This is a genomic window from Pseudomonas sp., from assembly GCF_036404235.1.
Lineage (GTDB): Bacteria > Pseudomonadota > Gammaproteobacteria > Pseudomonadales > Pseudomonadaceae > Aquipseudomonas.
The window spans coordinates 26,623-50,645 of the sequence record NZ_DASWOT010000163.1; the positions used below are offsets into that span (position 1 = coordinate 26,623).

The 24,023-nt window shown below is 60.6% G+C and carries 21 protein-coding genes; 19 read left to right on the forward strand and 2 right to left on the reverse strand.

The features are described 5' to 3' along the window. Position 1: 1 nt before the first annotated feature. Positions 2-871: a LysR substrate-binding domain-containing protein gene (locus VGC62_RS20490; protein ID WP_331188902.1), complete on the reverse strand. Its 870-nt coding sequence runs from the start codon at positions 869-871 to the stop codon at positions 2-4. A gap of 296 nt (positions 872-1,167) precedes the next feature. Between VGC62_RS20490 and VGC62_RS20495 the strand changes: the two genes are divergently transcribed. The 10 genes from VGC62_RS20495 to metC all read left to right on the forward strand — a co-directional run bounded on the left by VGC62_RS20495 (position 1,168) and on the right by metC (position 12,719). Next, positions 1,168-2,010 (forward strand): transporter substrate-binding domain-containing protein, encoded by an 843-nt coding sequence (locus tag VGC62_RS20495; RefSeq protein WP_331188958.1) that lies wholly within the window; start codon positions 1,168-1,170, stop codon positions 2,008-2,010. Between the two features lie 78 nt (positions 2,011-2,088). Beyond that, positions 2,089-2,925, forward strand: coding sequence for a transporter substrate-binding domain-containing protein (locus VGC62_RS20500; RefSeq protein WP_331188903.1), 837 nt, complete (start codon positions 2,089-2,091; stop codon positions 2,923-2,925). A 14-nt stretch (positions 2,926-2,939) separates the two neighbouring features. Further along, the gene (locus VGC62_RS20505; RefSeq protein ID WP_331188904.1) at positions 2,940-4,409 is read left to right on the forward strand and encodes an FAD-binding oxidoreductase; all 1,470 of its coding nucleotides are present in this window, start codon (positions 2,940-2,942) and stop codon (positions 4,407-4,409) included. Next, positions 4,406-5,623: an aminotransferase class I/II-fold pyridoxal phosphate-dependent enzyme gene (locus tag VGC62_RS20510; RefSeq protein ID WP_331188905.1), complete on the forward strand. Its 1,218-nt coding sequence runs from the start codon at positions 4,406-4,408 to the stop codon at positions 5,621-5,623. Before VGC62_RS20505 ends, VGC62_RS20510 begins: the two co-directional genes overlap by 4 nt. After that, complete coding sequence (locus VGC62_RS20515) at positions 5,620-6,354, forward strand: amino acid ABC transporter permease (protein WP_331188906.1); 735 nt, start codon at positions 5,620-5,622, stop codon at positions 6,352-6,354. The genes VGC62_RS20510 and VGC62_RS20515 overlap by 4 nt, the downstream gene beginning before the upstream one ends. Further along, positions 6,344-7,132, forward strand: coding sequence for an amino acid ABC transporter permease (locus VGC62_RS20520; RefSeq protein ID WP_331188907.1), 789 nt, complete (start codon positions 6,344-6,346; stop codon positions 7,130-7,132). Before VGC62_RS20515 ends, VGC62_RS20520 begins: the two co-directional genes overlap by 11 nt. Continuing rightward, positions 7,119-7,958 (forward strand): amino acid ABC transporter ATP-binding protein, encoded by an 840-nt coding sequence (locus VGC62_RS20525; protein ID WP_331188908.1) that lies wholly within the window; start codon positions 7,119-7,121, stop codon positions 7,956-7,958. The genes VGC62_RS20520 and VGC62_RS20525 overlap by 14 nt, the downstream gene beginning before the upstream one ends. Positions 7,959-8,569: 611 nt before the next feature. Beyond that, a complete protein-coding gene (locus tag VGC62_RS20530) occupies positions 8,570-9,166 on the forward strand; it encodes a cysteine dioxygenase (RefSeq protein WP_331188909.1) in 597 nt (198 codons plus the stop codon). Then, a complete protein-coding gene (locus tag VGC62_RS20535) occupies positions 9,163-9,831 on the forward strand; it encodes a glutathione S-transferase N-terminal domain-containing protein (protein WP_331188910.1) in 669 nt (222 codons plus the stop codon). The genes VGC62_RS20530 and VGC62_RS20535 overlap by 4 nt, the downstream gene beginning before the upstream one ends. 140 nt (positions 9,832-9,971) lie before the next feature. Further along, entirely contained in the window at positions 9,972-12,719 is a 2,748-nt protein-coding gene (gene metC / locus VGC62_RS20540) for a cystathionine beta-lyase (RefSeq protein ID WP_331188911.1), read from the forward strand. A gap of 403 nt (positions 12,720-13,122) precedes the next feature. On the opposite strand, the gene VGC62_RS20545 is transcribed toward metC, so the two are convergent. Next, a complete protein-coding gene (locus VGC62_RS20545; protein WP_331188912.1) occupies positions 13,123-15,027 on the reverse strand; it encodes a sigma 54-interacting transcriptional regulator in 1,905 nt (634 codons plus the stop codon). Positions 15,028-15,267: 240 nt separating this feature from the next. Between VGC62_RS20545 and VGC62_RS20550 the strand changes: the two genes are divergently transcribed. The 9 genes from VGC62_RS20550 (at position 15,268) to VGC62_RS20590 (ending at position 24,003) form a co-directional block, all read left to right on the forward strand. Continuing rightward, positions 15,268-15,750 carry an MSMEG_0572/Sll0783 family nitrogen starvation response protein gene (locus VGC62_RS20550; protein WP_331188913.1) on the forward strand — a complete coding sequence of 161 codons (483 nt, stop codon included), beginning with the start codon at positions 15,268-15,270 and terminating at the stop codon, positions 15,748-15,750. Between the two features lie 184 nt (positions 15,751-15,934). After that, a complete protein-coding gene (locus VGC62_RS20555) occupies positions 15,935-16,918 on the forward strand; it encodes a Nit6803 family nitrilase (protein WP_331188914.1) in 984 nt (327 codons plus the stop codon). After that, positions 16,905-17,987 (forward strand): MSMEG_0568 family radical SAM protein, encoded by a 1,083-nt coding sequence (locus tag VGC62_RS20560; RefSeq protein WP_331188915.1) that lies wholly within the window; start codon positions 16,905-16,907, stop codon positions 17,985-17,987. The genes VGC62_RS20555 and VGC62_RS20560 overlap by 14 nt, the downstream gene beginning before the upstream one ends. A gap of 24 nt (positions 17,988-18,011) precedes the next feature. Beyond that, positions 18,012-18,578, forward strand: coding sequence for an MSMEG_0567/Sll0786 family nitrogen starvation N-acetyltransferase (locus tag VGC62_RS20565; protein ID WP_331188916.1), 567 nt, complete (start codon positions 18,012-18,014; stop codon positions 18,576-18,578). Then, complete coding sequence (locus VGC62_RS20570) at positions 18,571-19,611, forward strand: sll0787 family AIR synthase-like protein (RefSeq protein WP_331188917.1); 1,041 nt, start codon at positions 18,571-18,573, stop codon at positions 19,609-19,611. Before VGC62_RS20565 ends, VGC62_RS20570 begins: the two co-directional genes overlap by 8 nt. A gap of 1 nt (position 19,612) precedes the next feature. Next, positions 19,613-19,933 (forward strand): MSMEG_0570 family nitrogen starvation response protein, encoded by a 321-nt coding sequence (locus VGC62_RS20575; protein ID WP_331188918.1) that lies wholly within the window; start codon positions 19,613-19,615, stop codon positions 19,931-19,933. 330 nt (positions 19,934-20,263) lie between these two features. Further along, on the forward strand, positions 20,264-21,553 hold the full coding sequence (locus VGC62_RS20580; RefSeq protein ID WP_331188919.1) for an MSMEG_0569 family flavin-dependent oxidoreductase: 1,290 nt from the start codon (positions 20,264-20,266) through the stop codon (positions 21,551-21,553). A gap of 280 nt (positions 21,554-21,833) precedes the next feature. Further along, positions 21,834-22,565 (forward strand): GntR family transcriptional regulator, encoded by a 732-nt coding sequence (locus tag VGC62_RS20585; protein ID WP_331188920.1) that lies wholly within the window; start codon positions 21,834-21,836, stop codon positions 22,563-22,565. 94 nt (positions 22,566-22,659) lie between these two features. After that, entirely contained in the window at positions 22,660-24,003 is a 1,344-nt protein-coding gene (locus VGC62_RS20590) for an MFS transporter (protein WP_331188921.1), read from the forward strand. Positions 24,004-24,023: the final 20 nt, after the last annotated feature.

A 24,023-nucleotide genomic window follows, 5' to 3' on the forward strand; every position in this document is an offset into this window, starting at 1 on the left:
GCTATAAAGGTTGCAACCCCTGGCTTGCACGAATCAACTCATATGCCCGCCGCGCCAGCGGGTTTACGGTGTTGGGGCGGATCCACAGGTGATAGGTCACATCCGGCATCCTGGGTAAACCCTCTGCTTCCCCCAGCACGCGCATGTCCGGGCCGAGCATTTCCATGCTGCGCGGCGTAACCCCTAGCCCTGCGCGGGTCGCGGCCTTGATGCCGATCAGGTTCGATGCCAGGTACGCCTGGCGCCAGGCAATATTCGCCCGCTCCAACGCCTCCAAGGCATAGCGCCGATAGATACTCGGCTCGTCCACCAGAATCAACGGAATCGGCTCGCCCGGCACATGCATGTACTGCGCCGAGCAAATCCACCACACCGGTGAGGTGCGCAGCGCAAAGCCTTCCAGCCCCGGGTCTTCCCGGGTGGAGATGACCATATCGACCTTGCCCCGGTGCAGGTCGTCCATCAGAAACGGACTGCGCCCGACATCGATCTCCAGCCGCAGGCGCGGCGCCGAACGGGCGATGTGGCTGAGGATCGGCGGCAGAATGGTGTCGGCGATATCATGCGGCGAACCGATACGTAACACACCGCTGAGGCTGCTTTCGCGCAACGAATTCAACGCATCGTCGTTCAGCGACAACATCTGTCGCGCGTGGCGCAGCAGTTGCCGCCCCGGATCGGTGAGCTGTTTCTGACGGCCCAACTTTTGAAACAGGCTGACGCCGATTTGCTGTTCCAGCCGTTGCATGTGCTGGGTCACAGAAGATTGCGTGCGTGCCAGGTGCATGCCCGCTTCAGCAAAACTGTGATGGTCGACCACCGCGACAAACGTGCGCAGCAGTTCAAGGTCCAGGGTGGCAGTTGAAGTCATGGAGTGGGGGCTCTTTAACGAGATGGGTCCGAAACACGATCCTACAGGGCATTTTTATATCACTCGAAAAGGTAAATACATCACGTTTTATTATGTATATGGAAAGCCATTTTTTAAAAATCTCTATGAAGCTGCCTAAATACTGGCTTATAGCGTTTTCTTCTTGAGCCTAAATCCGAAAAGTTATAACCATATTTGATATTTGCATTTCCGTTACTCGATGACCCTGCCTAGGATGCCCTCCATTCGCCAGTCCTTCTTCAGAAAGGGCGACGCCCATGATTGAGGGGAAATCCATGCCGTATCTGCGCCCGCCCGTTACACGATTACTGCCCTTGTTGTTTGGTGCCCTGGCGACCTTCGGTGCCAGCGCCGTCGCCCAGGCAGATGCCACGCTGGACAAGATTCAGGAACGTCACCGCCTGGTGGTCGGCGTGCTTCTGTCGGGCGGGCCGTTCGGCTCGATTGACCCTTCAACGCAGAACCCCAAGGGCCTGAACGTCGATCTGGCGCAGGACATTGGTCGCCAGTTGGGTGCAGAGGTGGAGCTGGTGCCGGTGTTGCCTGCCAACCGTGTGCAGTTCCTGCAACAGGGCAAGGTCGACATTCTGATCGCCAACATGGAGTGGACCGCCGAACGCGGGCAGATTCTTGGTTTTGTGCCGACGCCGTTCTATCGCGTTGGCGGCACCGCAGCGGTACTCAAAGACAGCAAGATCACCTCATGGGAAGACCTCAAGGGCCAGCCGGTTTGCACTTCGCAGGGCAGCAGCTACGTCAAGCCGCTGACCGAGTTTGGCGCGCAACTCAAGGCCTTTAAAAGCTCATCGGAATCTTTGCTGGCCTTGCGCGGCAATAACTGCGTCGCCGCAGTGCATGACGCCACGCTGATCAATCCATTGATTGCCGACAGCGCCGAATGGAAGGACTACCGCGCTATCAGCCCGGAACTCAACCCCGCGCCATCGGTGATCTGGACCCGCCCCGGCGAGACCGACACCCAGGCCAGACTCGACACCATCGTTAAGCAATGGCACCGCAGTGGTTGGTTGATTGAGGCCGAAAAACGCCATCACATCACCCCGGCATCGCCCGCGCTGGTCGAGTTGCACGAGCAATTCCAGGCCGCCGGTGCCTGACATATCGCCGGGCTCAGCCCATTCTTTTTCGATGGCCCGACGCCCAGGCGTCGGGCTCCCAGTACAAGGCAGTCGTAGATGAACAGCTTTTCCCTTGGCAAGACCCTGACCGCGCTCGGGCTTATCCTCTGCGCCACGTTGGCCCACGCCGATGCGACGCTGGACAAGATTCAGCAGCGCCACAAAGTCAGCATTGGCGTGATCCTCAGTGGCCCACCGTTTGGCACCATCGACCCCAAGACCGGCGAGCACCTGGGTTATAACGTGGAGTTGGCCAAGGGCATCGGCAAGCAGTTGGGCGTGGAGGTGGAAACCGTGTCGGTGCTGGCGCCCAACCGCGTGCAGTTCCTGCAACAGGGCAAGGTCGATCTGCTGATCGCCAACATGCAGTACACCGACGAGCGCGCCGAGATCCTCGATTACGTGCCGACCCCGTATGAAGAAGTTGGGGGCGCGGCATTAATCCGCAAAGGCGCGGGCATCACCAAATGGGAAGACCTCAAGGGCAAACCGGTGTGCGTCTCCCAGGGCAGCAACTTCATCAAGCCGTTGCAGGAAGTCTACGGCGCGCAAATCAAGGCCTTCCGCAGCCAGTCGGAGTCTCTGCTGTCGTTGCGCGGCAATGGTTGCGTCGCGGCGGTACACGTTAGTCCGACCATGCACGCGTTGCTCGGCGACGCCGACTGGGCCGGTTTTGAAATCCCCTTGTCCAGCGACTTGATCCCATCGAAATCGGTGATTTGGGTGCGCAAAGGCGAGAAAGACATTCAGGCCAAACTGGACGCGATCATCCGTGATTGGCACCGCAGCGGTTGGCTGATTGAAGTGGGCGAACGGACCGGCATGGCGCCGTCCCAGGCTCTGCGCGACCTGCACGAGCAGTTTCGCAACGCCGCACCGCTTGCCAGCCAGTGATCAAGGGGCAACCGATGAGCACCGACCTGTTCCAGACCTTGCAACAAACCGTGGGCGCAAGCCACGTGCAACGCGCCGACGAAGCGGTCGATCAACTGACCGACAAACAGCGCACCTACGTCGGCACGGCGCTGGCGGTGGTTCACCCGGCCAGCACCGAAGAAGTCGCCGCAGTCGTCAAGGTATGTGTCGCCCATCACGCACCGATTGTGGTGCAGGGTGGCAACACCGGTTTGATGGGCGCCGCAACCCCCGATGCCAATGGCCGTTCGGTGTTGCTGTTGCTCGACCGCCTGAACCGTGTGCGTCAGGTCGATACCGACAACGACACCCTGACCGTTGAAGCCGGCTGCATTTTGCAAAACGTTCAAGACGTGGCGCGCAAGGCTGGGCGCCTGTTTCCCCTGAGCCTAGGCGCGCAGGGCAGTTGCACTATTGGCGGTAACCTGGGCACTAACGCAGGCGGCACCGCAGTGCTGCGTTACGGCAACACCCGCGAGTTGACGCTGGGCCTGGAAGTGGTCACCGCTGAAGGTGAAATCTGGAATGGCTTGCGCGGGCTGCGCAAAGACAACACCGGTTACGACCTGCGCGACCTGTACATCGGCAGCGAGGGCACGCTGGGCATTATCACTGCCGCAACGCTGAAACTGTTTCCGCTGCCAAAGGCGCAATGCACTGCGCTGTTGGCCTTCGATTCGCTGGCGCAGGCGGTACGTTTTTTGTCCCACGCCCGTGCAGGATTCGGCGCCAGCCTCACCGCCTTCGAGCTGTTGACCGCCAACTGTCTGGCGTTGCTGCGCGAGCAATTTCCCGACGGTCCGCAGCCCTTCGTCAATGCCGCGCAGCCTTGGTTTGCGCTGTTGGAGCTTTCCGACAATCACAGCGAAGGCCACGCTCGTGAGTCCTTTGAGCAGGTGCTCGGTGAGGCCTTTGAAGCCCAGTTGCTGGCCGATGCCTTGATCGCTGAAAGCCTGGCGCAAAGCGAAGCGCTATGGCTGCTGCGCGAAAACATGAGCGAGGCGCAGAAGAAAGCCGGTCGCAACATGAAGCACGATATTGCCGTGCCAATTTCCCGTGTCGTCGATTTCGTCACCGAGACCGACGCGCTGTTGCAGCGGCACTTCCCCGGGGTGCGTAACTTTACCTTTGGCCACCTGGGCGACGGCAACCTGCATTACAACGTCTCCCATCCGCTGGACTCCACGGTGGAGGCGCACATGGCCCATTACGCCGAGCTGAGTCAGTTGGTACACGACAGCGCCCATGCCCATGGCGGCTCGATCAGCGCCGAACATGGCATCGGGCAACGCAAGCTGGCGATGTTGCCGCGCTACAAAAGCCCGGTTGAGCTGGACCTGATGCGCCGCATCAAGCAAGCGCTCGACCCCCATAACATGCTCAATCCGGGCAAGGTCCTGGCGAGCACGGCCTCCCACGTCAGCACCTCTAAGACCAGCACCCCGCAAAGGACAGCGCCATGACCGTTCGTTTGTCACAACGCGTGCAGCGCGTCTCGCTGTCGGCCAATGCCGCAGCAAAATCACGGGTTACCGAGCTGCGCGAAGCCGGTCGCGACATCATTGACATGACCACCGGCGAGCCGGATTTCGACACCCCGGAACACATCAAGCAGGCGGCCTATAAGGCCATCGATGGCGGCGCTACCAAATACACACCGACGCCGGGCGTGCGCAAGCTGCGTGAAGCGGTGCAGCGCAAACTCAAGGATGAGAACCGTCTGGACTTCGTACTGCCGTCCATTGTCATCGCCAACGGCGCCAAGCAAATCATCTTCAACGCCTTTGCCGCGACCCTGGACGAAGGCGACGAGGTACTGGTGCCTGTGCCGTATTGGCCGTCGTTTCCGGACATCGTGCGGATCAATGGCGGCGAGCCGGTGTTTATCGAGTGCGGTCTGGAACAGGGCTGCAAACTGACGCCGCAGCAACTGCAACAACACATCACCGAGCGCACTCGCTGGCTGATCCTCAACGGCCCCGGCAACCCCAGCGGCGCGGTGTACAGCGAAGCCGAGTTGAAGGCGCTGGCGCAGGTGCTGCGTGCTTACCCGCAGGTGTTCGTGTTGCTGGACGAGCTGTATGAACACATTCGTTTCGACGGGCAACCAGCCTTGAGCCTGCTCAACGTAGCGCCGGACTTGCAGCCGCGCGTGCTGTTGGTGGGCGGCGTGTCCAAGACCTACGCCATGACGGGCTGGCGCATTGGCTTCGGTGCCGGGCCCAAAGAGCTGACCACGGCAATGACGGTGGTGCAATCGCAAGCCACCTCCGGCGCCTCGTCGGTGGGGCAGGCTGCGGCACTGGCGGCCTTCGAAGGCGGGCTGGGTTTTCTGCCTGCGCAGGTCGCGGCCTATCACCAACGGCGGGACATTCTGGTCAGCGCACTTAAGGCTGTGGACGGCCTTGAGGTGCTCGAACCGCAGGGTGGTTTCTTCGTTTTTGTGCGCTGCGCCGGTTTGCTCGGACGCTTGCGTCCTGACGGCCAACGCCTGAACAACGACGCCGATGTGGTGGATTACCTGCTCGAAGAAGGCGTGGCCGGTGTTGCCGGTAGCGCTTACGGCCTGTCGCCATGGTTTCGCTTATCCATTGCCACGGCGACCGACAGCGTGGCTCAAGCAGGTCGGCGGATTGCAGCCGCCTGCGCGCAGTTGCGCGTCGAGTCGCTGGCATGAGTCATTGGTTGGAGCTGTTTGTCCGCTGGACTGCAGGGTTCGGTTTGAACTACAGCTTTTTGCTGGATGCCTATCAGCGCGGTTCGATAATCAACGGCGCGCTGACCACGGTTGCACTGTGTCTGTTTACCATCGTCGGCAGCCTGTTGGCGGGCGTGACGCTGGCGGCAATGCTGACCTCGGGCAAGCCCTGGCTGGCCAAGCCGGCGCGGGTGTTTATCGAGGTCACGCGCAACACGCCGACACTGGTGCAGTTGTATTGCGCGTTTTTGGTGTTGAACATGCTGCTGACCCAGGCGGTGGGTGCCGCCAACCCACTGACGCCATTCGCCTGGGTGGTGATCGTGATTTCCCTGCACAAGGGCGCATTTCATGCCGAGGCCCTGCGCGCAGGCATCGAAGCGGTGCCGACCGTGACGCTGGAGGCCGCCAGCTCCCTGGCGTTCAGCGGCCGTCAGCTGCTGTGGAACGTGCAACTGCCATTGGCGTTGCGTTTCGCGCTGCCGTCGCTGATCAATAACCTGATCGACCTGGTGAAGATGACCGCCATCGCCTCGGCCATCGCGGTGGGCGACATCACTTATGCGTCGATCATGATCTGGACCCAAAGCGACAACGTTCTGGAGTTGATGCTGCTGCTCCTGGCATTTTTCGGCCTGCTCAGCTTTATCGTCAACTGCGTGGGGCGTGCCCTGGAAGCACGCCTGAGGATGCCCGGCTATGGCCATTGAATCGTCCGTCGCCGTGCCGCTGGCCTGGCCGCGTCGGCATCTGGGCAAGCTGTCGCTGTTGTTTATCGCCATTTTGTGGCTGGTGTTTGGCGCGCCCAACAGCCCGGTCTTCGCCGCGTTGGTGCAGTGGTCGCCAGCGCTGGTCAGCGGTTTTGGTCAGAACATTTTGATCAGCCTGTTGGCGATTGCCATTGGCTCGCTGCTGGGGCTGTTGATCGGCGCATTGGCGATGTCGCCATTTTGGCTGACCCGCTTGCCGGCGAAGGTCTGGGTGCAGGTGTTTCGCAACGCGCCGTGGCTGGTGTTGATCTACTTCACCACCTACGTGTTCCCGTTCGAAATTCACATTGGCAGCGCGTGGATTTCCTTCCCCGATTGGGTAAAGGTCACCATTGGCCTGGCGCTGCCCGCCAGTGCCAACGTCGCTGAGATCTTCCGTGGCGCCATCGGCTCGATCCCCAGCACGCAATGGGAAGCGGCACGCTCGCTGGCTTTCACGCGGGGGCAGATTTTCCGTTCGATCATCCTGCCGCAGTGCTTTAAACGCATGCTGCCGCCGTGGATGAACCTCTACGCGGTGATCACCATGGGCACGGCATTGGCTTCGCTGGTGGGCGTGCATGACCTGATCGACACCGCGCAGATCGCCAGCAACACGGTCAACCGCACCGGTTTTACCGTGCTGATTTACTTCAGCGTGCTGGCGCTGTTCTTCGCCTATTGCTACCCGATTTCCCGACTCACTCAACGCCTGGAGCGACGTTATGCCTTCTCCTGAAACGCTCGCCGCCGAACCGCTGATTAGCCTGCGCGACATTCATTTGTCGTTCGGCGAGAACCGCGTGCTCAAGGGTATCGACCTCGACGTGCAGCGCGGCCAGGCGGTGTCGATCATCGGCCCGTCCGGCTCGGGCAAGTCGACCATCCTGCGCTGCATCACCGGTTTGCTTGCGCCCCAGCGCGGCAGTATTCGCGTGGGCGCCACGCAGGTGGAGACGCTAACCAGCGAAGCGCAACGCATCGAGCTGCGTAAAAAGGTCGGCTTCGTGTTCCAGCAATACAACCTGTTTCCGCATTTGTCGGTACTGGAAAACCTGGTGATCGCGCCGCGCAAGGTGCTGGGGCGTAGCGCCGTGGAGGCTGAAAAAGACGCCCGGGCGCTGTTGGCCAAAGTGCGCATGGAGCACAAGGCCGATGCCTATCCGGGGCAATTGTCGGGTGGTCAGCAACAACGGGTGGCGATTGCCCGTGCGTTGGCGATGCGGCCTGAGCTGATCCTGTTCGATGAAGTGACCTCGGCGCTGGACCCGGAAACCGTGGGCGAAGTGCTGACGGTGATCCGCGAGCTGACCGAAGAGGGCATGACCTGCGTGCTGGTGACCCACGAAATGCGTTTCGCCGAGGACATCAGCGACGTGGTGTATTTCACCGAGAACGGCCTGATTGTCGAAAGCGGCAGCGCCGAACAGATTTTCCAGCGCCCTACCAGCGAGCGGACCCAGGAGTTTTTGCGTCACGCGCTGGGGGACGCCGGACGCCGGCCCGCCGTGAATGGCGATCCGTATTTGTTGAGCAATATCAGTCGGTACAGTTTGTCCGTTTGAACCGCAGTGCAATCCTTGTGTAGGAACGAACGTGTTCGCGAAGCGGTATGCCTGAGGCACCGCGTTGGATCGTTCGCCAACAAGTTGGCTCCTACAGGTTATGTGGCTGACGACAACCTGCTGTACGACGCAATCTTGTGTAGGAACGAACGTGCTCGCGAAGCGTTATGCCTGAGGCACCGCGTTGGGTCGTTCGCCAACACGTTGGCTCCTACAGGTTATGTGGCTGACGACAACCTTCTGTACGACGCAATCTTTTGTAGGAGCGAACGTGTTCGCGAAGCGTTATGCCTGAGGCACTGCGTTGGATCGTTCGCCAACCAGTTGGCTCCTACAGGTTATGTGGCTGACGACAACCTGCTGTACGACGCAATCTTGTGTAGGAACGAACGTGCTCGCGAAGCGTTATGCCTGAGGCACCGCGTTGGATCGTTCGCCAACACGTTGGCTCCTACAGGTTATGTGGCTGACGACAACCTGCTGTACGACGCAATCTTGTGTAGGAGCGAACGTGTTCGCGAAGCGTTATGCCTGAGGCACCGCGTTGGGTCGTTCGCCAACACGTTGGCTCCTACAGAAACCGCACGTAATGACTAATAAAGGAGCACCTGATGAGCACTGAAAACCGCAACCACGTGATCGAAGATTTCCTGCAGAAAATCCGCGTTATCCACCAGCGTGGTGTTGACCGCGAGGCCCTTAAGGAAATCGTCAGCCTGCTGGAAGGTCTGGCTGAGCGCCGCGACCTGTTCAATTTCGACACCTTTCCGGCGCCAGTGCCGGGTGAGGGCGATACCGCCTTTCGTTATCGCCTGAACGATGACGGCGAAACCCCGACGCTGTACATGAACTCGCTGCTGCCAGGCAAAAGTACCCTGCCGCACAACCACGAAACCTGGGCGGTGATCGTCGCGGTGCAAGGGCAGGAGATCAACTACGTCTGGACCCGCACCGACGACGGCAGCGATCCGGCATTTGCCAAACTGGAGCTGGAAAAAGAAGTCGTCGTGCAACCGGGTACGCCGATCAGTTTCCTCGGTGAAGACCTGCACGGGATCAAGGTCGAGGGTGACACCGCGACCCTGCATTTCCATCTGTACGGTCGCCCGCTGGAATCGTTGAATGGCCGTTACGGCGTCAACCAGGAAGGCAAAGTGCTCAATTACAACGCCTCGCAAATGGCCCCGTCGATCAAGGCCTACGCATGATCGATCTGTATTTCTGGCCCACGGGCAACGGCCTGAAAGTCGCCATCCTGCTCGAAGAGCTTGAGCAGCAATATCGACTGTTGCCGATCAATATCCGCAATGGCGAACAGAAGCAGGACTGGTTTCAGGCGATCAGCGCCAATGGGCGGATTCCGGCGATTGTCGACCATGCGCCGAACGCCAACGGCTTAGGTGCAGACGAACCCCTGAGCCTGTTTGAATCCGGGGCTATTCTCAATTATCTGGCGAACAAGGCTGGGCGTTTTCTGCCGCCAGAAGGCCGCGTTGAGCGTCAGCGGGTGCAGGAATGGCTGTTCTGGCAGGTTGGGCATGTCACGCCTTATTTGAGCCAGTTGCAGGTGTTCAAGGAGAAAGCGCCGGAACCGATTCCGTTCGCGTTGGAGCTGCTGGGCGCCGAGGCTGCCCGCCTGTATCGGGTGCTGGACAAACGCCTGGGTGAAGTGCCGTACGTGGCAGGTGATTACTCCATCGCCGACATGGCGATCTTCCCGTGGATACAGCCGCTGCGTCAGGGGCAGGACTTGGCCGACTACCCGAATATCGACGCCTGGCGCGAGCGGATCAAGGCCCGACCGGCAGTGCAACGGGCCTACGCCAAAGGCCGGGACGTGGCGGCGGGCGAGAGGTCGTTGGCGTTGCAATGAGCGTGTGTGAGTGCCGGCCACACCTCGGTCCCTGTAGGAGCCAACTTGTTGGCGAGGCTTGATGCGGTGTGCCAGGCAGACCGCCTCGCGAATAAATTCGCTCCAGGAAGCCGTGTTCATAAAGACATTACGAGAACCCCATGAACCCAATCGTCACTCCCCAACAACTGCAACACTGGCTGTTCGATGGGCAGGAAATCGCCCTGTTCGATGTGCGTGAGCACGGTCAGTACGGCGAAGCGCACCTGTTTCATGGGGTGAATCTGCCCTACAGCCGCCTAGAGCTGGAGGTCCGCCGTCTGGCGCCGAACCCCGCTGTGCGCCTGGTCATCTACGACCAAAACGGCGGCGACATCGCATCCCGCGCCGCGCAGCGTTTGAGCGAACTCGATTATGCCCGCGTACACATCCTCGCAGGCGGCGCCGACGGTTGGCAGGCTGCGGGTTTTGAATTGTTCGCAGGCGTTCACGTGCCGTCCAAAGCGTTCGGCGAGCGGGTCGAGGAAGCCAGCCACACCCCGCACATCACGGCTACCGAACTGGCCGCATGGCAGGCACGCGGCGAGCCGTTGCTGGTGCTCGATGGCCGACCGTTCGACGAGTACCGCAAGATGACCATCCCCGGTTCCATCTGCTGCCCCAACGGCGAACTGGGCTATCGCTTACCCGGCCTGTTGCGCGACGAAACCACGCCTATCGTGGTCAATTGCGCCGGTCGTACACGCAGCATCATCGGCGCACAGACACTCATCGATCTGGGCGTGAAGAACCCGGTCTACGCGCTGGAAAACGGCACGCAAGGCTGGTACCTCGCCGATCTGCCGCTGGAGCATGGCAGCACCCGGCGCTATGGCGAGGTGTCTGCGGGTGTGTCTTTGGACGCGCAACGGCAGGCCGCGCAGCAACTGGCGCAGCGCGCAGGCGTTGAAACAGTCAGCGCCGCGCAGGTGGCGGCATGGTCTGAAGACAGCAGCCGCAGCCTGTTCCTGTGCGATGTGCGTACCCCGGAAGAGTTCGCCCTTGGCAGCTTGCCGGGCGCGCAACACACACCGGGCGGTCAGTTGATTCAATCCACCGATTTGTACGTTGGTGTGCGTCAGGCGCGATTGGTATTGGTGGACGCCGATGGAGTTCGTGCGCCGATAGTTGCCGGTTGGCTTCGGCAACTGGGGCATAAGGCGTATGTGCTCGAAGGGGGCATTAATAGCGGGTTGGCGCTGCCACTGGGCGAGAAACTGGCCACGCCTTCATTGCCGACACTGACCGCGGTCGAGCTGTTCGATGCGATCAAGGACAACGCCGTGGCGGTCATCGATTTACGCCCGAGCATGTCGTTCCGCAAAGGCCATATCGAAGGTTCGCAATGGTCCATTCGGCCCCTGTTAGCCGCTCATGTCGCCAGGGAAACCCGGCCTCTGGTGCTGGTCGCCGACACGCCGGAGGTGGCGGAAATCGCGGCGCAGGAATTGCCCGACTCGCAGCGCCGTCAGGCGCGTGTCCTGGCGGGCGGATGGGCGGTTTGGGAGTCGGCTGGTCTGAAGCGCGTAGAGGACGCCAATAATCCTGAGAATGCTCAATGCATCGATTTTCTGTTTTTCACCCACGATCGCCATTCCGGCAACAAGGACGCGGCGCGGCAGTATCTGGCATGGGAAATTGGTCTGCTCGGGCAAATGACCGAGCAAGAGATCGCCAGCCTCAAGCCGCTGGGTATCCGCCAGCCGCAGGCCCTTGTACGCACGCGGCTGGTGCATGCGGCGCGGGGCGAGAAGGGCAGTGGTGCGCGCGGTGTGAACCCGCCCGTTTCGCGCATGAGCACGGTGTTGTTCGACAGCCTGGGCGAGATGCGCGATGCACGTAAACGCCGCGATACCGAGCGTGTATTGAGTTATGGCGCGCGCGGCAACCCCACTGCGTTTGAGCTGGAAGATCTGGTCACCGAACTGGAAGGCGGTTATCGCACGCGGTTGTTCGGCACCGGATTGGCGGCTGTGGCGCAGATGTTTTTGGCCTACCTGCGCCCCGGCGATCACGTCTTGATCACCGACGCGGTGTACTCGCCGGTACGTCAGGTGGCGGAGGAGTTTCTGGCGCCGTTCGGCATTCAGTACAGCTACTTTCCGGCGGACGGGGCAGGGCTGGAGGCATTGCTGCAAGCCAACACGAAAATGGTCTACGCCGAGGTGCCAGGGTCATTGTTGTATGAACTGTGCGATCTGCCGGCCATCGCGGCGCTGTGCAAACCGCGCGGCATCCTGCTGGCAGTGGACAACACGTACGGCTCCGGCTACCAGTATCGACCGCTGACCCTGGGCGCTGACATTTCGGTCATGGCCTTGACCAAATACATCTGTGGGCACAGTGATGTGGTGATGGGCAGCGTCTGCACGACACAGGACGTTTGGCAGCCATTGGCGGTGATGACCGACACCTTTGGCAGCACCGTCAGCCCGGACGATGCTTATCTGGTGTTGCGCGGTGCCCGCACGTTGGCGGCGCGGCTGGACGTGCATCAGCGTCAGGCGCTGCAAGTCGCCCATTGGTTGCAGGCGCATGCGCAGGTCAAGCGGGTGTTTCATCCGGCGTTGCCCGATCATCCGAGCCATGCGCTATGGCAGCGGGATTTCAGCGGTAGCAATGGGCTGTTGACCTTTGAACTGGCCAACAACGATCCGGCGCTGCTGGATCGGTTTATCGATGGGTTGCAGTTGTTCGGGCTGGGCGCCTCGTGGGGCGGTTTTGAAAGCCTGGTGATCGTCGCTAATGTCAAGGACCGCGTGAATCCCGGCGACAAGGCGCTGAATCCATTGCTGCGGCTACATATCGGCTTGGAGGATGTCAGCGCGTTGATCGAGGATCTGCAACGCGGGTTCGCGTCGATCAGGTAAGCGCCAAATCTGTTGGCGCTTACTGACCTGCGATGGCTGCAAACCGGGGGCAGAAGAGGCGTGGATTCACCACCTCTTCTGCGCCGAGAGCCCGGCGCTCAGCACTGGGTCAATGCACGGTCAGCGTTCAACGTGGTGCGCCTGAGACGCCGCCTCGCGAACACGTTCGCTCCAGCGTGTTCTGGCCCTGAACCCCATGTGGGAGCAGGGCTTGTCCCGCGACCGGCGGGGAACCCGTCGTAAAACCTGCGCACGTGGTGTGACAGGCAGACCGCGCGTATAGGGTTTACTGTCGCTGCGCGCCAGGTCGCGGGACAAGCGGCGCTCCTACTTCCGCGAAAAACACCTGCTGAAAGCTTGACCGGGAACAGAGTCTCTACAAAGGGCGTGTGACTGTGATCGTTCACTGCACTTCAATATCCAGCCGTTTCAAGCGCGATGCCAATGTTGTGGGTTTTATCCCCAACAACGCTGCGGCGCCGTCTTTGCCAAACAACTTGCCGTTCGCGGCCTTGAGGGCCGCGTGCATGTTGTTGCGTTCCAGATCACGCATTTGTGTTTCGGTGAGGAAGCCGTCGCTGATTACCGATGAGGCGGTCGGTGTTTCGTTTCTTTTGGGTTCGTCAGGCAAATCCAGATTCAAATCGGCCCCTGTGGAGGTAATTAATCCCCGTTCGATGACGTTTTGTAATTCCCGAATGTTGCCCGGCCATGAGTAGGCCTGTAGCCGTTCGATATCACTGTTGCGCAGGCGGCGGCCGGGCATGTTCAGGCGTTTACCGGTTTGCTTGAGGAAGTGCGCGGCCAGTGACGCGATGTCCTGCGGGCGTTCGCGCAGGGCGGGTGAATGGATGGGGAAGACATTGAGGCGGAAATACAAGTCTTCGCGAAAATGCCTGGCCCCGACTTCCTGGCGCAGATCCCGGTTGGTGGCCGCGATAATGCGCACATCGACCTTGCGCGTGCGCTCTTCGCCAACGCGTTCGAACTGGCCTTCCTGCAACACCCGCAGCAGCTTGCTTTGCAGCTCCAGGGGGATTTCGCCGATCTCGTCGAGAAACAGCGTACCGCCATCGGCCAGCTCAAAGCGTCCGACCCGATCACGCACCGCGCCGGTAAACGCGCCGCGAATGTGGCCGAAGAACTCGCTTTCGAACAGCTCGGTGGGGATCGCCGCGCAGTTGACCCGGATCAGCGGATGAGCGCTGCGTCGACTGGCTTGGTGAATGGCGCGGGCAATCAATTCCTTGCCGGTGCCGGACTCGCCATTGATCAACACGCTGGCGTCGGTGGGAGCCACCACGTCGATCTGCTTGATGATTTTCAGGATCGGGGCGCTTTGGCCGACGATCTCCCGGAAGTTGTGCTCGATGTGTATCTCTTCCTGCAAATAGGCGTTTTGGTCTTCCAGCCGTTGCTTGAGTACCTTCAGTTCTTCCAGCGCGTTGTGCAGTTGGTTCTCGGTGGTGCGCCGCTCGGTGATGTCGCGAAACACCACCACCGCGCCAGCGATGCGGCCATCGGAGATCACGGGGGTGCTGGTGAATTCCACCGCAAAGCAGGTGCCGTCGCGACGCCAGAACACCTCCTGCCGACCTTCATGCACCACGCCGTCGTGGACCGCTTTATAGATAGGGCAGTCTTCCACGGGATAGTGGCTGCCGTCGGCATGGCTGTGGTGGTGAATGCGGTGGATGTTCTTGCCGAGCATGTCTTTTACTTCCCAGCCGAGCATGCGCGCGCCGGCCGGGTTGACGAAGGTCGCCAGGCCATCGCTGTCGATGGCGTAAATTCCGTCGCCCACTGAGCTGAGCAACAATTGGTTGTCGCGCTCGGATTCCTGAAACAGGTTGAGAATATTGCGCCATTCGATCAGCCCGCCGCGCATGGTGCGTTCGGTGTGGGCCTGATCTTGCTGGTATTTTTGCGCGCTGGCCTCGCGCAGCACCAGAATCAACTGCGGGATGCCTTTGATCTGTAGAAGGGTGGCGGAGATTTCCAGCTCGATGCGTTCGCCTGTCTTGCAGTTGCAACTGAGGTCGTCGGTCCAGCCGCGGCCTTTGTCCATCACCGCCTGGGTGAAGACGATAAGGTCCGCCAACTGGTGGCCGAACAACTTGCTGACCGGCAGTTCCAGCAGTTCTTGACGCGGGTAGCCGAGCAACTTGCACGCGGCGATATTCAGGTCGCCAAAGCGATCTGCAAACGGGTCGAGCAGGGTGATGGCTTCGGCGCAATGCTCAAACACCATGTGCCGCGATGAGTAGGCCAGGTCTGCCCAGCCGATCAAGGAATCTGGCTCGTTCATGATTACGAAATCTCGTGATATGGCGCTACGAATATTCGTACTTCTACGGGAATGCGTGATTTCACGAAAGCATCAGATTGGATTTATAAAACCGTATCAGATGTATATATCCTTAAAATTCATAACGTTAAGTCGTCAATAAAATCTATTTTTATTCTTGGCACGCCGTTCGCTCTAGTCCCTGTGTCCCCCGGTGATCGATCAAGACACCGACAACACCTGAGCCAACGGAGCGACGATATGCCTAGCGTAGATATTCCCCACTACAAAGACGGCGACTTTCTGGTCAATTACGAAGAGAAAGTCTTCGAAGATGTAAAAGCCGAACCCGGCGAAAAAGCCCTGCTGACCTTTCACACCATCGCCTTTGAAGGCTCTATCGGCCTGGTCAACATGCTGCAAGCCAAGCGCCTGCTGCGCAAAGGTTTCGAAACCAAGATTCTGCTCTACGGACCTGGCGTGCAACTGGGCGTACAGCGTGGTTTCCCGACCTTGGGCGCCGAAGCGTTCCCTGGGCATTTGGCGGTGAACAATCAGATCAAAGCGTTCATGGCCGAAGGCGGTGAGGTCTACGCCTGCCGTTTTGCCCTGCAAGCGTTGTACGGCCAGACCGAAAAAGCCTTGATCGAAGGCATCCGCCCGATCAACCCGCTGGACGTAATGGACCTGCGCCTGCTGATGCGCCGTGAGGGCGCGATGATTATCGACACCTGGACCGCTTGATTTAAGTACCCACAGTTCACTCCCTCAGGTCCAGCGCCTGACACCCATAGAGGGCGTTTTGCTGCTTCTGTAGGAGTGAACGTGTTCGCGAAAAGCCAGACCTGACACCACACGGATTCTCGCCAACACGTTGGCTCCTACAGCGTTTGCGTCAGCCGCAATCACGACTTCATCAGGACTCACCATGACCACCATCCGCGCCGCCGCCGTTCAGTTCAGCCCCGTGCTGTACTCCCGCCAAGCTACTGTCGCCAAGCTGTGCCGCACCTTGCTGGAGTTGGGCCGCGAGGGTGTGCAATTCGCGGTTTTCCCGGAAACCGTGGTCCCGTACTACCCCTATTTTTCCTTCGTCCAGCCGCCATTCGCGATGGGCAAGGAACACCTGCAACTGCTGGAACAATCGGTGACCGTACCGTCGGATGTCACCCGGCAGATCGGCGAGGCGTGCCGTGAGGCGGGCATCGTGGCCTCTGTTGGTGTCAACGAGCGCGAAGGCGGCACGATCTACAACGCACAACTGCTGTTCGACGCCGACGGCAGCCTGATTCAACACCGCCGTAAAATCACCCCGACCTACCACGAGCGCATGGTCTGGGGGCAGGGCGACGGTTCTGGCCTGCGCGCGGTGGACAGCGCCGTTGGCCGCATCGGCTCGCTGGCCTGTTGGGAGCATTACAACCCGCTGGCGCGTTACGCCTTGATGGCCGATGGCGAGCAAATCCACGTTGCGATGTTCCCAGGCTCGCTGGTGGGCGACATCTTCGCCGAGCAGATCGAAGTCACCATCCGCCACCATGCCCTGGAGTCCGGCTGTTTCGTGGTCAACGCCACCGCTTGGCTCGACGCCGATCAACAGGGTCAGATCATGCAGGACACCGGTTGCGGTCTCGGGCCGATTTCCGGTGGCTGTTTTACCGCCATTGTCTCCCCGGAAGGTCGCTTGCTTGGCGAACCGCTGCGCAGCGGCGAAGGCTGGGTGATCGCTGATCTGGACTTGAAACTGATCGACAAGCGCAAACGCATGATGGATTCGGTCGGGCATTACAGCCGCCCCGAGCTGCTTAGCCTGCTGATCGACCGTACGCCCACGGCGCATGTTCATGAACGCGCCCCACAGTTGAGCGCGCAAACACTGAAATCCGAGGAGCCCGCCCATGCAGACCAATGAACTGTTGGCCGAGTTGCAATGCCACGGCGTGCGCTGGCCAGCGTCGCAAAATGGCCTGTCGCGCAAGGGCGGTGCCGGGCCCTCCGACCACAAGGCTCTGAGTGTCGGTAGCCGGACCCTGATGGTGCCGATCCTCAATCAGGCGTCGCAGGATTCGCCCTACCAGGCGCAACCCAGCGCTGACGGCAGCCAGGCGCTGATCTTTCGCGAGGGCTTGCAGGTCGGCCAGGTGCAGATGCCAGGCGTGCCGAACTTCTATGGATTGAGCACCGCCGAGGGCATTCCATACTGGAAAATCGCCACGCTGCACAGCAAAGACGTGCTCGCCACCACGGTGTTGCAGCACTGCATTCGCTTTAATGATCGCAGTACTTCATGCCAGTTCTGCGCCATCGGGCAATCGCTGGCAGCGGGCAAAACCATTGCCCGTAAACGTCCGCAGCAATTGGCCGAAGTGGCCAAGGCGGCGGTCGAGCTGGACGGCGTCAAGCACATGGTGATGACCACCGGCACCCCGCAAACCCCAGACCGTGGCGCGGCGATTTTGTGTGAATCGGCCGCTGCCGTGACTGCCGCCGTGGACTTGCCGATTCAGGCGCAATGCGAGCCGCCGGATGACGACCGCTGGTTCCAGCGTCTGGCCGACAGCGGTGTGGTGTCGTTGGGCATGCACCTGGAAGCGGTCACTGACGAGGTTCGCCAGCGGATCATGCCGGGCAAGGCCGAGGTGCCGTTGAGTCGCTATTTCGAAGCCTTCGACGCGGCGGTCAAGGTGTTCGGTCGTGGTCAGGTCAGCACCTACATTCTGGCCGGGCTGGGCGACAGCGAAAACGCGATCATTTACATGAGTGAGCGCTTGAGCCAAATGGGCGTGTACCCGTTCGTGGTGCCGTTCGTGCCCATCGACGGCACGCCGCTGGCGAATCACCCGAAACCCGACAGCGCCATGATGGCCCGGCTGTACCCGCAGATCGGCGCCAGCCTGCGTCGCCACGGTTTGCACTCCGACCAGATCAACGCCGGTTGCGCCAAATGTGGCGCGTGCTCGGCGCTGAAAAGCTACGAATAACCTTCGCTACACGGGAGACGGATCATGCAGAACCTGGCCTTCGCACTCGTCGACAGCACCTTTGAACCGTTTCGCGCGGGCGAGCTGGTGGTCAAGCCGGCCAGCGAGCATTGGGAGAAGCAGGCGTATTTTGCTCTGCGCCGTGCGGTGTTCTCCGATGAGCAACAACTGTTGGCGCAAGACAAGGACAACCACGACTTCCAGGCCATTGCCATCGTTGCCCTGGCCGGTAGTTGCGGCATGGCCGATCAAGTGGTGGGCGCGGTGCGGATTTATCAACGTGAGCCGGGCCTGTGGTTCGGCGGGCGGTTGTGCGTGGCGCAGGCATACCGCCGCCACAGCATGATCGGCAAGGCGCTGGTTAATGAAGCCGTTTCCCGTGCCAAAGAGCTGGGTTGCGACACCTTTCGCGCCACGGTGCAGTCGGCCAATGAGGGGTATTTCCATGGCCTGCATTGGCACACTCTCGAACAGCTGGCGTTGCTGGGGCAGCCGCACTGTCTGATGCAGGCCGATCTTTCGTGTTATCCGTTCATGCCGCGTCAGGTGTCGCTGCGAACAGTGAAGCCAGGAGAACCGCGCCATGACTGAAGCCCTGGATTTGCGCGGATTGCTCGACACCCTGCGCAGTACCCCCGCGATGCTGTCCAAGCAGGCGATTCAGCAACCGGCCCGCGCCCTGGACACTGCGAAAGCCCTTGGGAAAGTCCGGATGACTCGCGCCGAACTCTATGCTTTGCCCGGTGACGACACAGCGGCCATCGCTTGCGGTGAGCACTTTCAACTGCTGGCCATCGAAGGCATGTTGCCCGGCTTCGTCAAGGCTGCGCCCTGGTTTGCCGGTTGGTCGGCGGTGATGGCGAACGTGAGCGACATCACTGCCATGGGCGGCCGCGCGACGGCAGTGGTCAACGCGTATTGGCACCATGACGACGCCGCTGCACAAGAAATCCTTGCCGGGATTCGCGCAGCCTGTGATGCCTACGGTTTGCTGCTGGCGGGCGGGCATACCAGTCTCGTCGACGGTAACCCGACCGCGCTCGCGGTGGCGATCACCGGAATCGCCAGCAAACTGTTATCGACGCTGCATGTGGCGCCCGGTCAGGTCATCGCCATGGCGGTGGATCTGGAAGGTTATTGGCACGCCGACAGCACCTATTGGAAGGCCTTCGAAGGCGTGCCCGCCGAGCGTCTGCGCAGCAAGCTGGAGGTGCTGCCACGTCTGGCCGAAGCCCAGTGGCTGCACGCCGCCAAGGACATCAGCAACGCCGGTGTGCTGGGCAGTCTGTTGATGCTGCTGGAAACCACCGGCTGCGGCGCCGACATCGACTTGAACCAGTTGCCGTGTCCGGCCGAGGCCGATCTCGCACGCTGGCTGCAGGTGTTTCCCAGCTACGGTTTTCTCATGACCCTGGACGAAGCCGATTGGCCCAACGTTCAGGCCGCATTCGCGTTTGAGGGGCTGCGGTGCGAGCGCATCGGCCAGGTCAATGCCAGTGGTGCGTTGAGCGTTCAGGCCGGTTCGCAGCGGCAAACATTCTGGGATCTGCGCAAACAGGCGTTCACCGGTTTCAGTTACCCCAATCTCGATCTTTCCCCTTTGTCTGCCCCCAAGGAGCACTGACATGCCCGCCGTCAACTTCAAAATCCGCTGGCCCAACGGCAAAGAAGCCGCGGGTTATTCACCCTCGACCGTGATCTACGAACACTTGCAGGAAGGCGCGAGTTATCCGCTGGCCGAGTTCCTCCAGCGCATCGAAGGCGGCTTGAACAATGCCTCGGAGCGGGTCAAGCAGGTCAAGGGCTTCTATTGCAGTTCGGCAATGGACACCCTCAGTTCGCTCAAGGGCCAGGCCCATTATCAGGAAGACGGGCCGGTGGAAATCATCAGCATGCGCACCGAAGGCGGCGGCCGGGTGCCGGGGGCCGGATGGAGTTCGTTCTGAGCCAAGTCAAGCTCGGGTGATCAGCCGGAGCGCGGCTTGTCCCGCGATCTGGCGCGCAGCGGCAGTAAACCCGGTGCGCGCGGCCTGCCTGTCACACCGCATGCGCAGGTTTTACGACGGGTTCCCCGCCGGTCGCGGGACAAGCCCGGTTCCTGCGGGGGGGGGGGGAGGCGTTCCTGAGCCATCATCACGGCAGTTCAACGCACTAATAAGGAGTGAACGTGTTCGCGAGGCGCTGTTTCAGGCACACCGCGTTGCTCGCTTCGCCAACAAGTTGGTTCCTACAGACAATCATTTTCCATTGACAACCGAACCACTCGGAGACCCAACATGCCCAGCCATCTCACTTCCATCAAAACACCTCATCACAGCGTGATCATCGTCGGCGGCGGGCAGGCCGGGTTGTCTGCCAGTTACTACCTGCAACAGCGGGGCATCGATCATCTGGTGCTGGAAAAACACAGCCTGACCCATGCCTGGCGCAATCAGCGCTGGGATGCGTTCAGCCTGGTCACGCCCAACTGGCAATGCGCGTTGCCAGGCTATCGCTACAGCGAAGAACACGGCGGCACCGACTCGCACGGGTTCATGAAGAAGGATGAGATCAACGCCTATCTCGCAGGCTTCGTCCAAAGGGTCAACGCCCCGGTACGCGAAGGCGTAGCGGTGAAACGCGTAGTGCCACGCGCTGCCGGTGGTTTCGAGGTGCATACCTCACAGGGCGAATTCACGGCTGATCGGGTGATCTGCGCCTCGGGCGGGTATCACACGCCGATCATCCCGCGCCTGGCCGAGCGTCTGCCTGCGGGTATCACCCAGATTCACTCCGAGCAATACCGTAATCCGCAGGCGCTGCCTGAAGGTAACGTGTTGGTGGTGGGCTCCGGGCAGTCCGGTGCGCAGATCGCCGAAGACCTGCACCTGGCCGGGCGCAACGTGTATCTGGCCGTGGGCGACGCACCGCGTTGCGCGCGCTTTTATCGCGGTAAGGATGTGGTCGATTGGCTGGCGCAAATGGGTTACTACGACATTGGCGTCGACACCCATCCGCTGCGTGAAGGCGTGCGCGACAACACCAACCATTACGTCACTGGGCGTGATGGTGGGCGGGATATCGATCTGCGCAAATTTGCCCTGGAAGGCATGCAGTTATTCGGCCGTCTGGACGGTTTGCAGGGCAATGTCTTGCAGTTCAGCGATAACCTGAGCGCCAGCCTCGACAGCGCGGACGCGGTCTATAACCGGATCAACAACTCCATCGACAAATACATCGCCGAGCAGGGCATCGATGCGCCGGCCGGTGAGCCTTACCAGCCATTGTGGGCGCCAGCGCAGGAACGCACAGAACTGGATCTGGCCGCCCAGGGCATCACCAGCGTCATCTGGTGCATCGGCTTCACGCCGGACTTCACCTGGGTCGAGGCGCCGGTGTTCAACGGACGCGGACATCCCGGGCATCAGCGCGGCGTGACGGCGCAGCCAGGGCTGTATTTCCTGGGGTTGCCATGGCTGTACACCTGGGGCTCGGGGCGTTTTTCCGGCGTGGCGCGGGATGCTGAATATGTGGTGGAGCATATTGCCGGATCGGACAAATCGGCTCTGAAGGCAGCGGCCCGATAGTCGCACTGGCGCCAATACGATCTTCAAGTGAAACAGATCATGTGTTGGCGCCAGGCTTGCCCGCGAAGGGATCGTGACGTCCAAAAGACTTCCACACCTGACACACCGCTTTCCCAGACAAGCCGCGCCCCGACAGTCGTTGTGTTTACTACAGCGGCGCGTCTTGCAGACCCTTCATCTGTTCACGGCTCAATCCACTCTTGACGGCCATGTGTTACAAGACAATACTTCGCGAATATTCATATAGATGACTAGATAACTACAACAGCGAAGCATGGCCATGAACCGACTTTCCAGCGACGTCCGTCTCCCGCTTTACCAACGCCTGCGTGATCAACTGGCTGAGCAAATCGCCAATAACCGCTGGCGTCCGGGCGAAGCAATCCCCACCGAAGCTGCACTGTCCAGTGAGTACTGTCTGTCCACCGGCACCGTGCGCAAGGCCATCGACATGTTGGTCAGCGAAAACATCCTGGAGCGCCAGCAGGGCCGTGGCACTTTCATTCGGCGGCCGCAGTTTCAATCCTCGCTGTTCCGTTTCTTCCGTTTCCAGACCGCTTCTGGCGAACGTCAGGTGCCAGAGAGTCGCATTCTTTCCATCGAGCCGGTGAGCGCACCTTCTGCTGTGGCGCAGGCTTTGGGGCTGGCGCTGGACGCCCCGGTGATACGCATGATTCGCCTGCGTTTGCTCGACGCCCAACCGGTACTGTCCGAAGAAATCTGGTTGCCCCGCATTCAGTTTCAGACCTTGCTGGAGATCGATCTGACGCAGCAGGGCCCGCTGCTGTATCCGATTTACGAAGAGTTCTGTGGCCAAGTCGTGGCTTACGCCGAGGAAACCCTGACTGCCGAGGCCATCAGCGAAGTCCATGCGCGCTTGTTGCAGATACCGGTCAACAGCCCAGTGGTGGTGATCGAGCGTCTGGCTCGCAACTATGCCGGTCAGCCGCTGGAATGGCGGCGTTCTCGTGGGCATGCCGAGCATTTTCGCTACAGCGTGGATATCCGATAGCCGCACTGCACCTCTGTAGATGCCCACTTGTTGGCGAGGCGGTTGGCCGTTTACATCGTGTACACCGCCTCGCGAACAAGTTCGCTCCTACAACATGGGTGTCAAGCGCACACAACAACCGCCATACGCACACTTAATAAGGACAAAAACCATGTTCAGTTGGTATCGCCAAGTCACTCCTCGGGAGCGCAAAACGTTTTGGGCCTGCTTCGGCGGATGGTCGCTCGATGCGCTCGAAGTACAAATGTTCGGCCTGGCGATCCCGGCGCTGATCGCAGCTTTTGCCCTGAGCAAAGGCGATGCCGGTCTGATCAGTGGTGTGACACTGGTCACTTCGGCCCTCGGAGGCTGGGTCGGTGGCACATTGTCCGACCGCTACGGCCGAGTGCGCACGTTGCAGTGGATGATCCTTTGGTTTTCGGTCTTCACCTTCCTGTCTGCCTTCGTCACCGGCTTCAGCCAACTGTTGATCGTCAAGGCCCTGCAAGGCTTCGGCATTGGCGGCGAATGGGCGGCGGGTGCGGTGCTGATGGCCGAAACCATCAACCCGAAATATCGCGGCAAGGTCATGGGCACTGTGCAAAGCGCCTGGGCTGTGGGCTGGGGCCTGGCGGTCGGCGTGTTCACGTTGATCTATTCTTTCGTGCCGCAGGACATCGCCTGGCGTGTGATGTTCCTGGTCGGCTTGTTGCCATCGTTCCTGATCATTTGGGTGCGCCGCAACGTCGAGGAGCCGGACAGCTTTCAGCGGTTGCAGAAAGAAAATGCCATCGCGCAGAGCTTCTTCAAATCCCTGGGCGGTATTTTCCGTCCTGAGCTGATCCGCGTGACCTTGCTCGGCGGCCTGCTGGGCCTGGGTGCCCATGGCGGTTACCACGCGGTCATGACCTGGCTGCCGACGTTCCTGAAAACCGAACGTAACCTGTCGGTGCTCAACTCCGGCGGCTACCTGGCGGTGATCATCGTTGCCTTCTGGTGCGGGTGCGTGGCCAGTGGTTTCCTGATCGACCGCATCGGACGGCGCATGAACATCGTGTTGTTTGCCCTGTGTTGCGTGATCACCGTGCAGTGCTATGTGTTCTTGCCGTTGACCAACACCGAAATGCTGTTCCTGGGTTTTCCGCTGGGCTTCTTCGCGGCCGGGATTCCGGCCAGTCTTGGCGCGCTGTTCAACGAGCTGTATCCCGCTGATGTGCGCGGGGCAGGGGTGGGCTTTTGCTACAACTTCGGCCGCGTGCTGTCCTCGGTTTTCCCGTTCCTGGTGGGGCATATGAGTGAGTCGATGTCGCTGGGATCGGCCATCGGTATCGACGCTGGCATCGCCTATGGCGTAGCAGTGATCGCGGCCCTGTGCCTGCCGGAAACCCGTGGTCGCAGCCTCGAAGCGACGTCTGCCGCCGCTCAGGGCGCTACTACTCGCAAAACCGCTCGCGCCTGATTCTTTACCTGTGCCGTGTG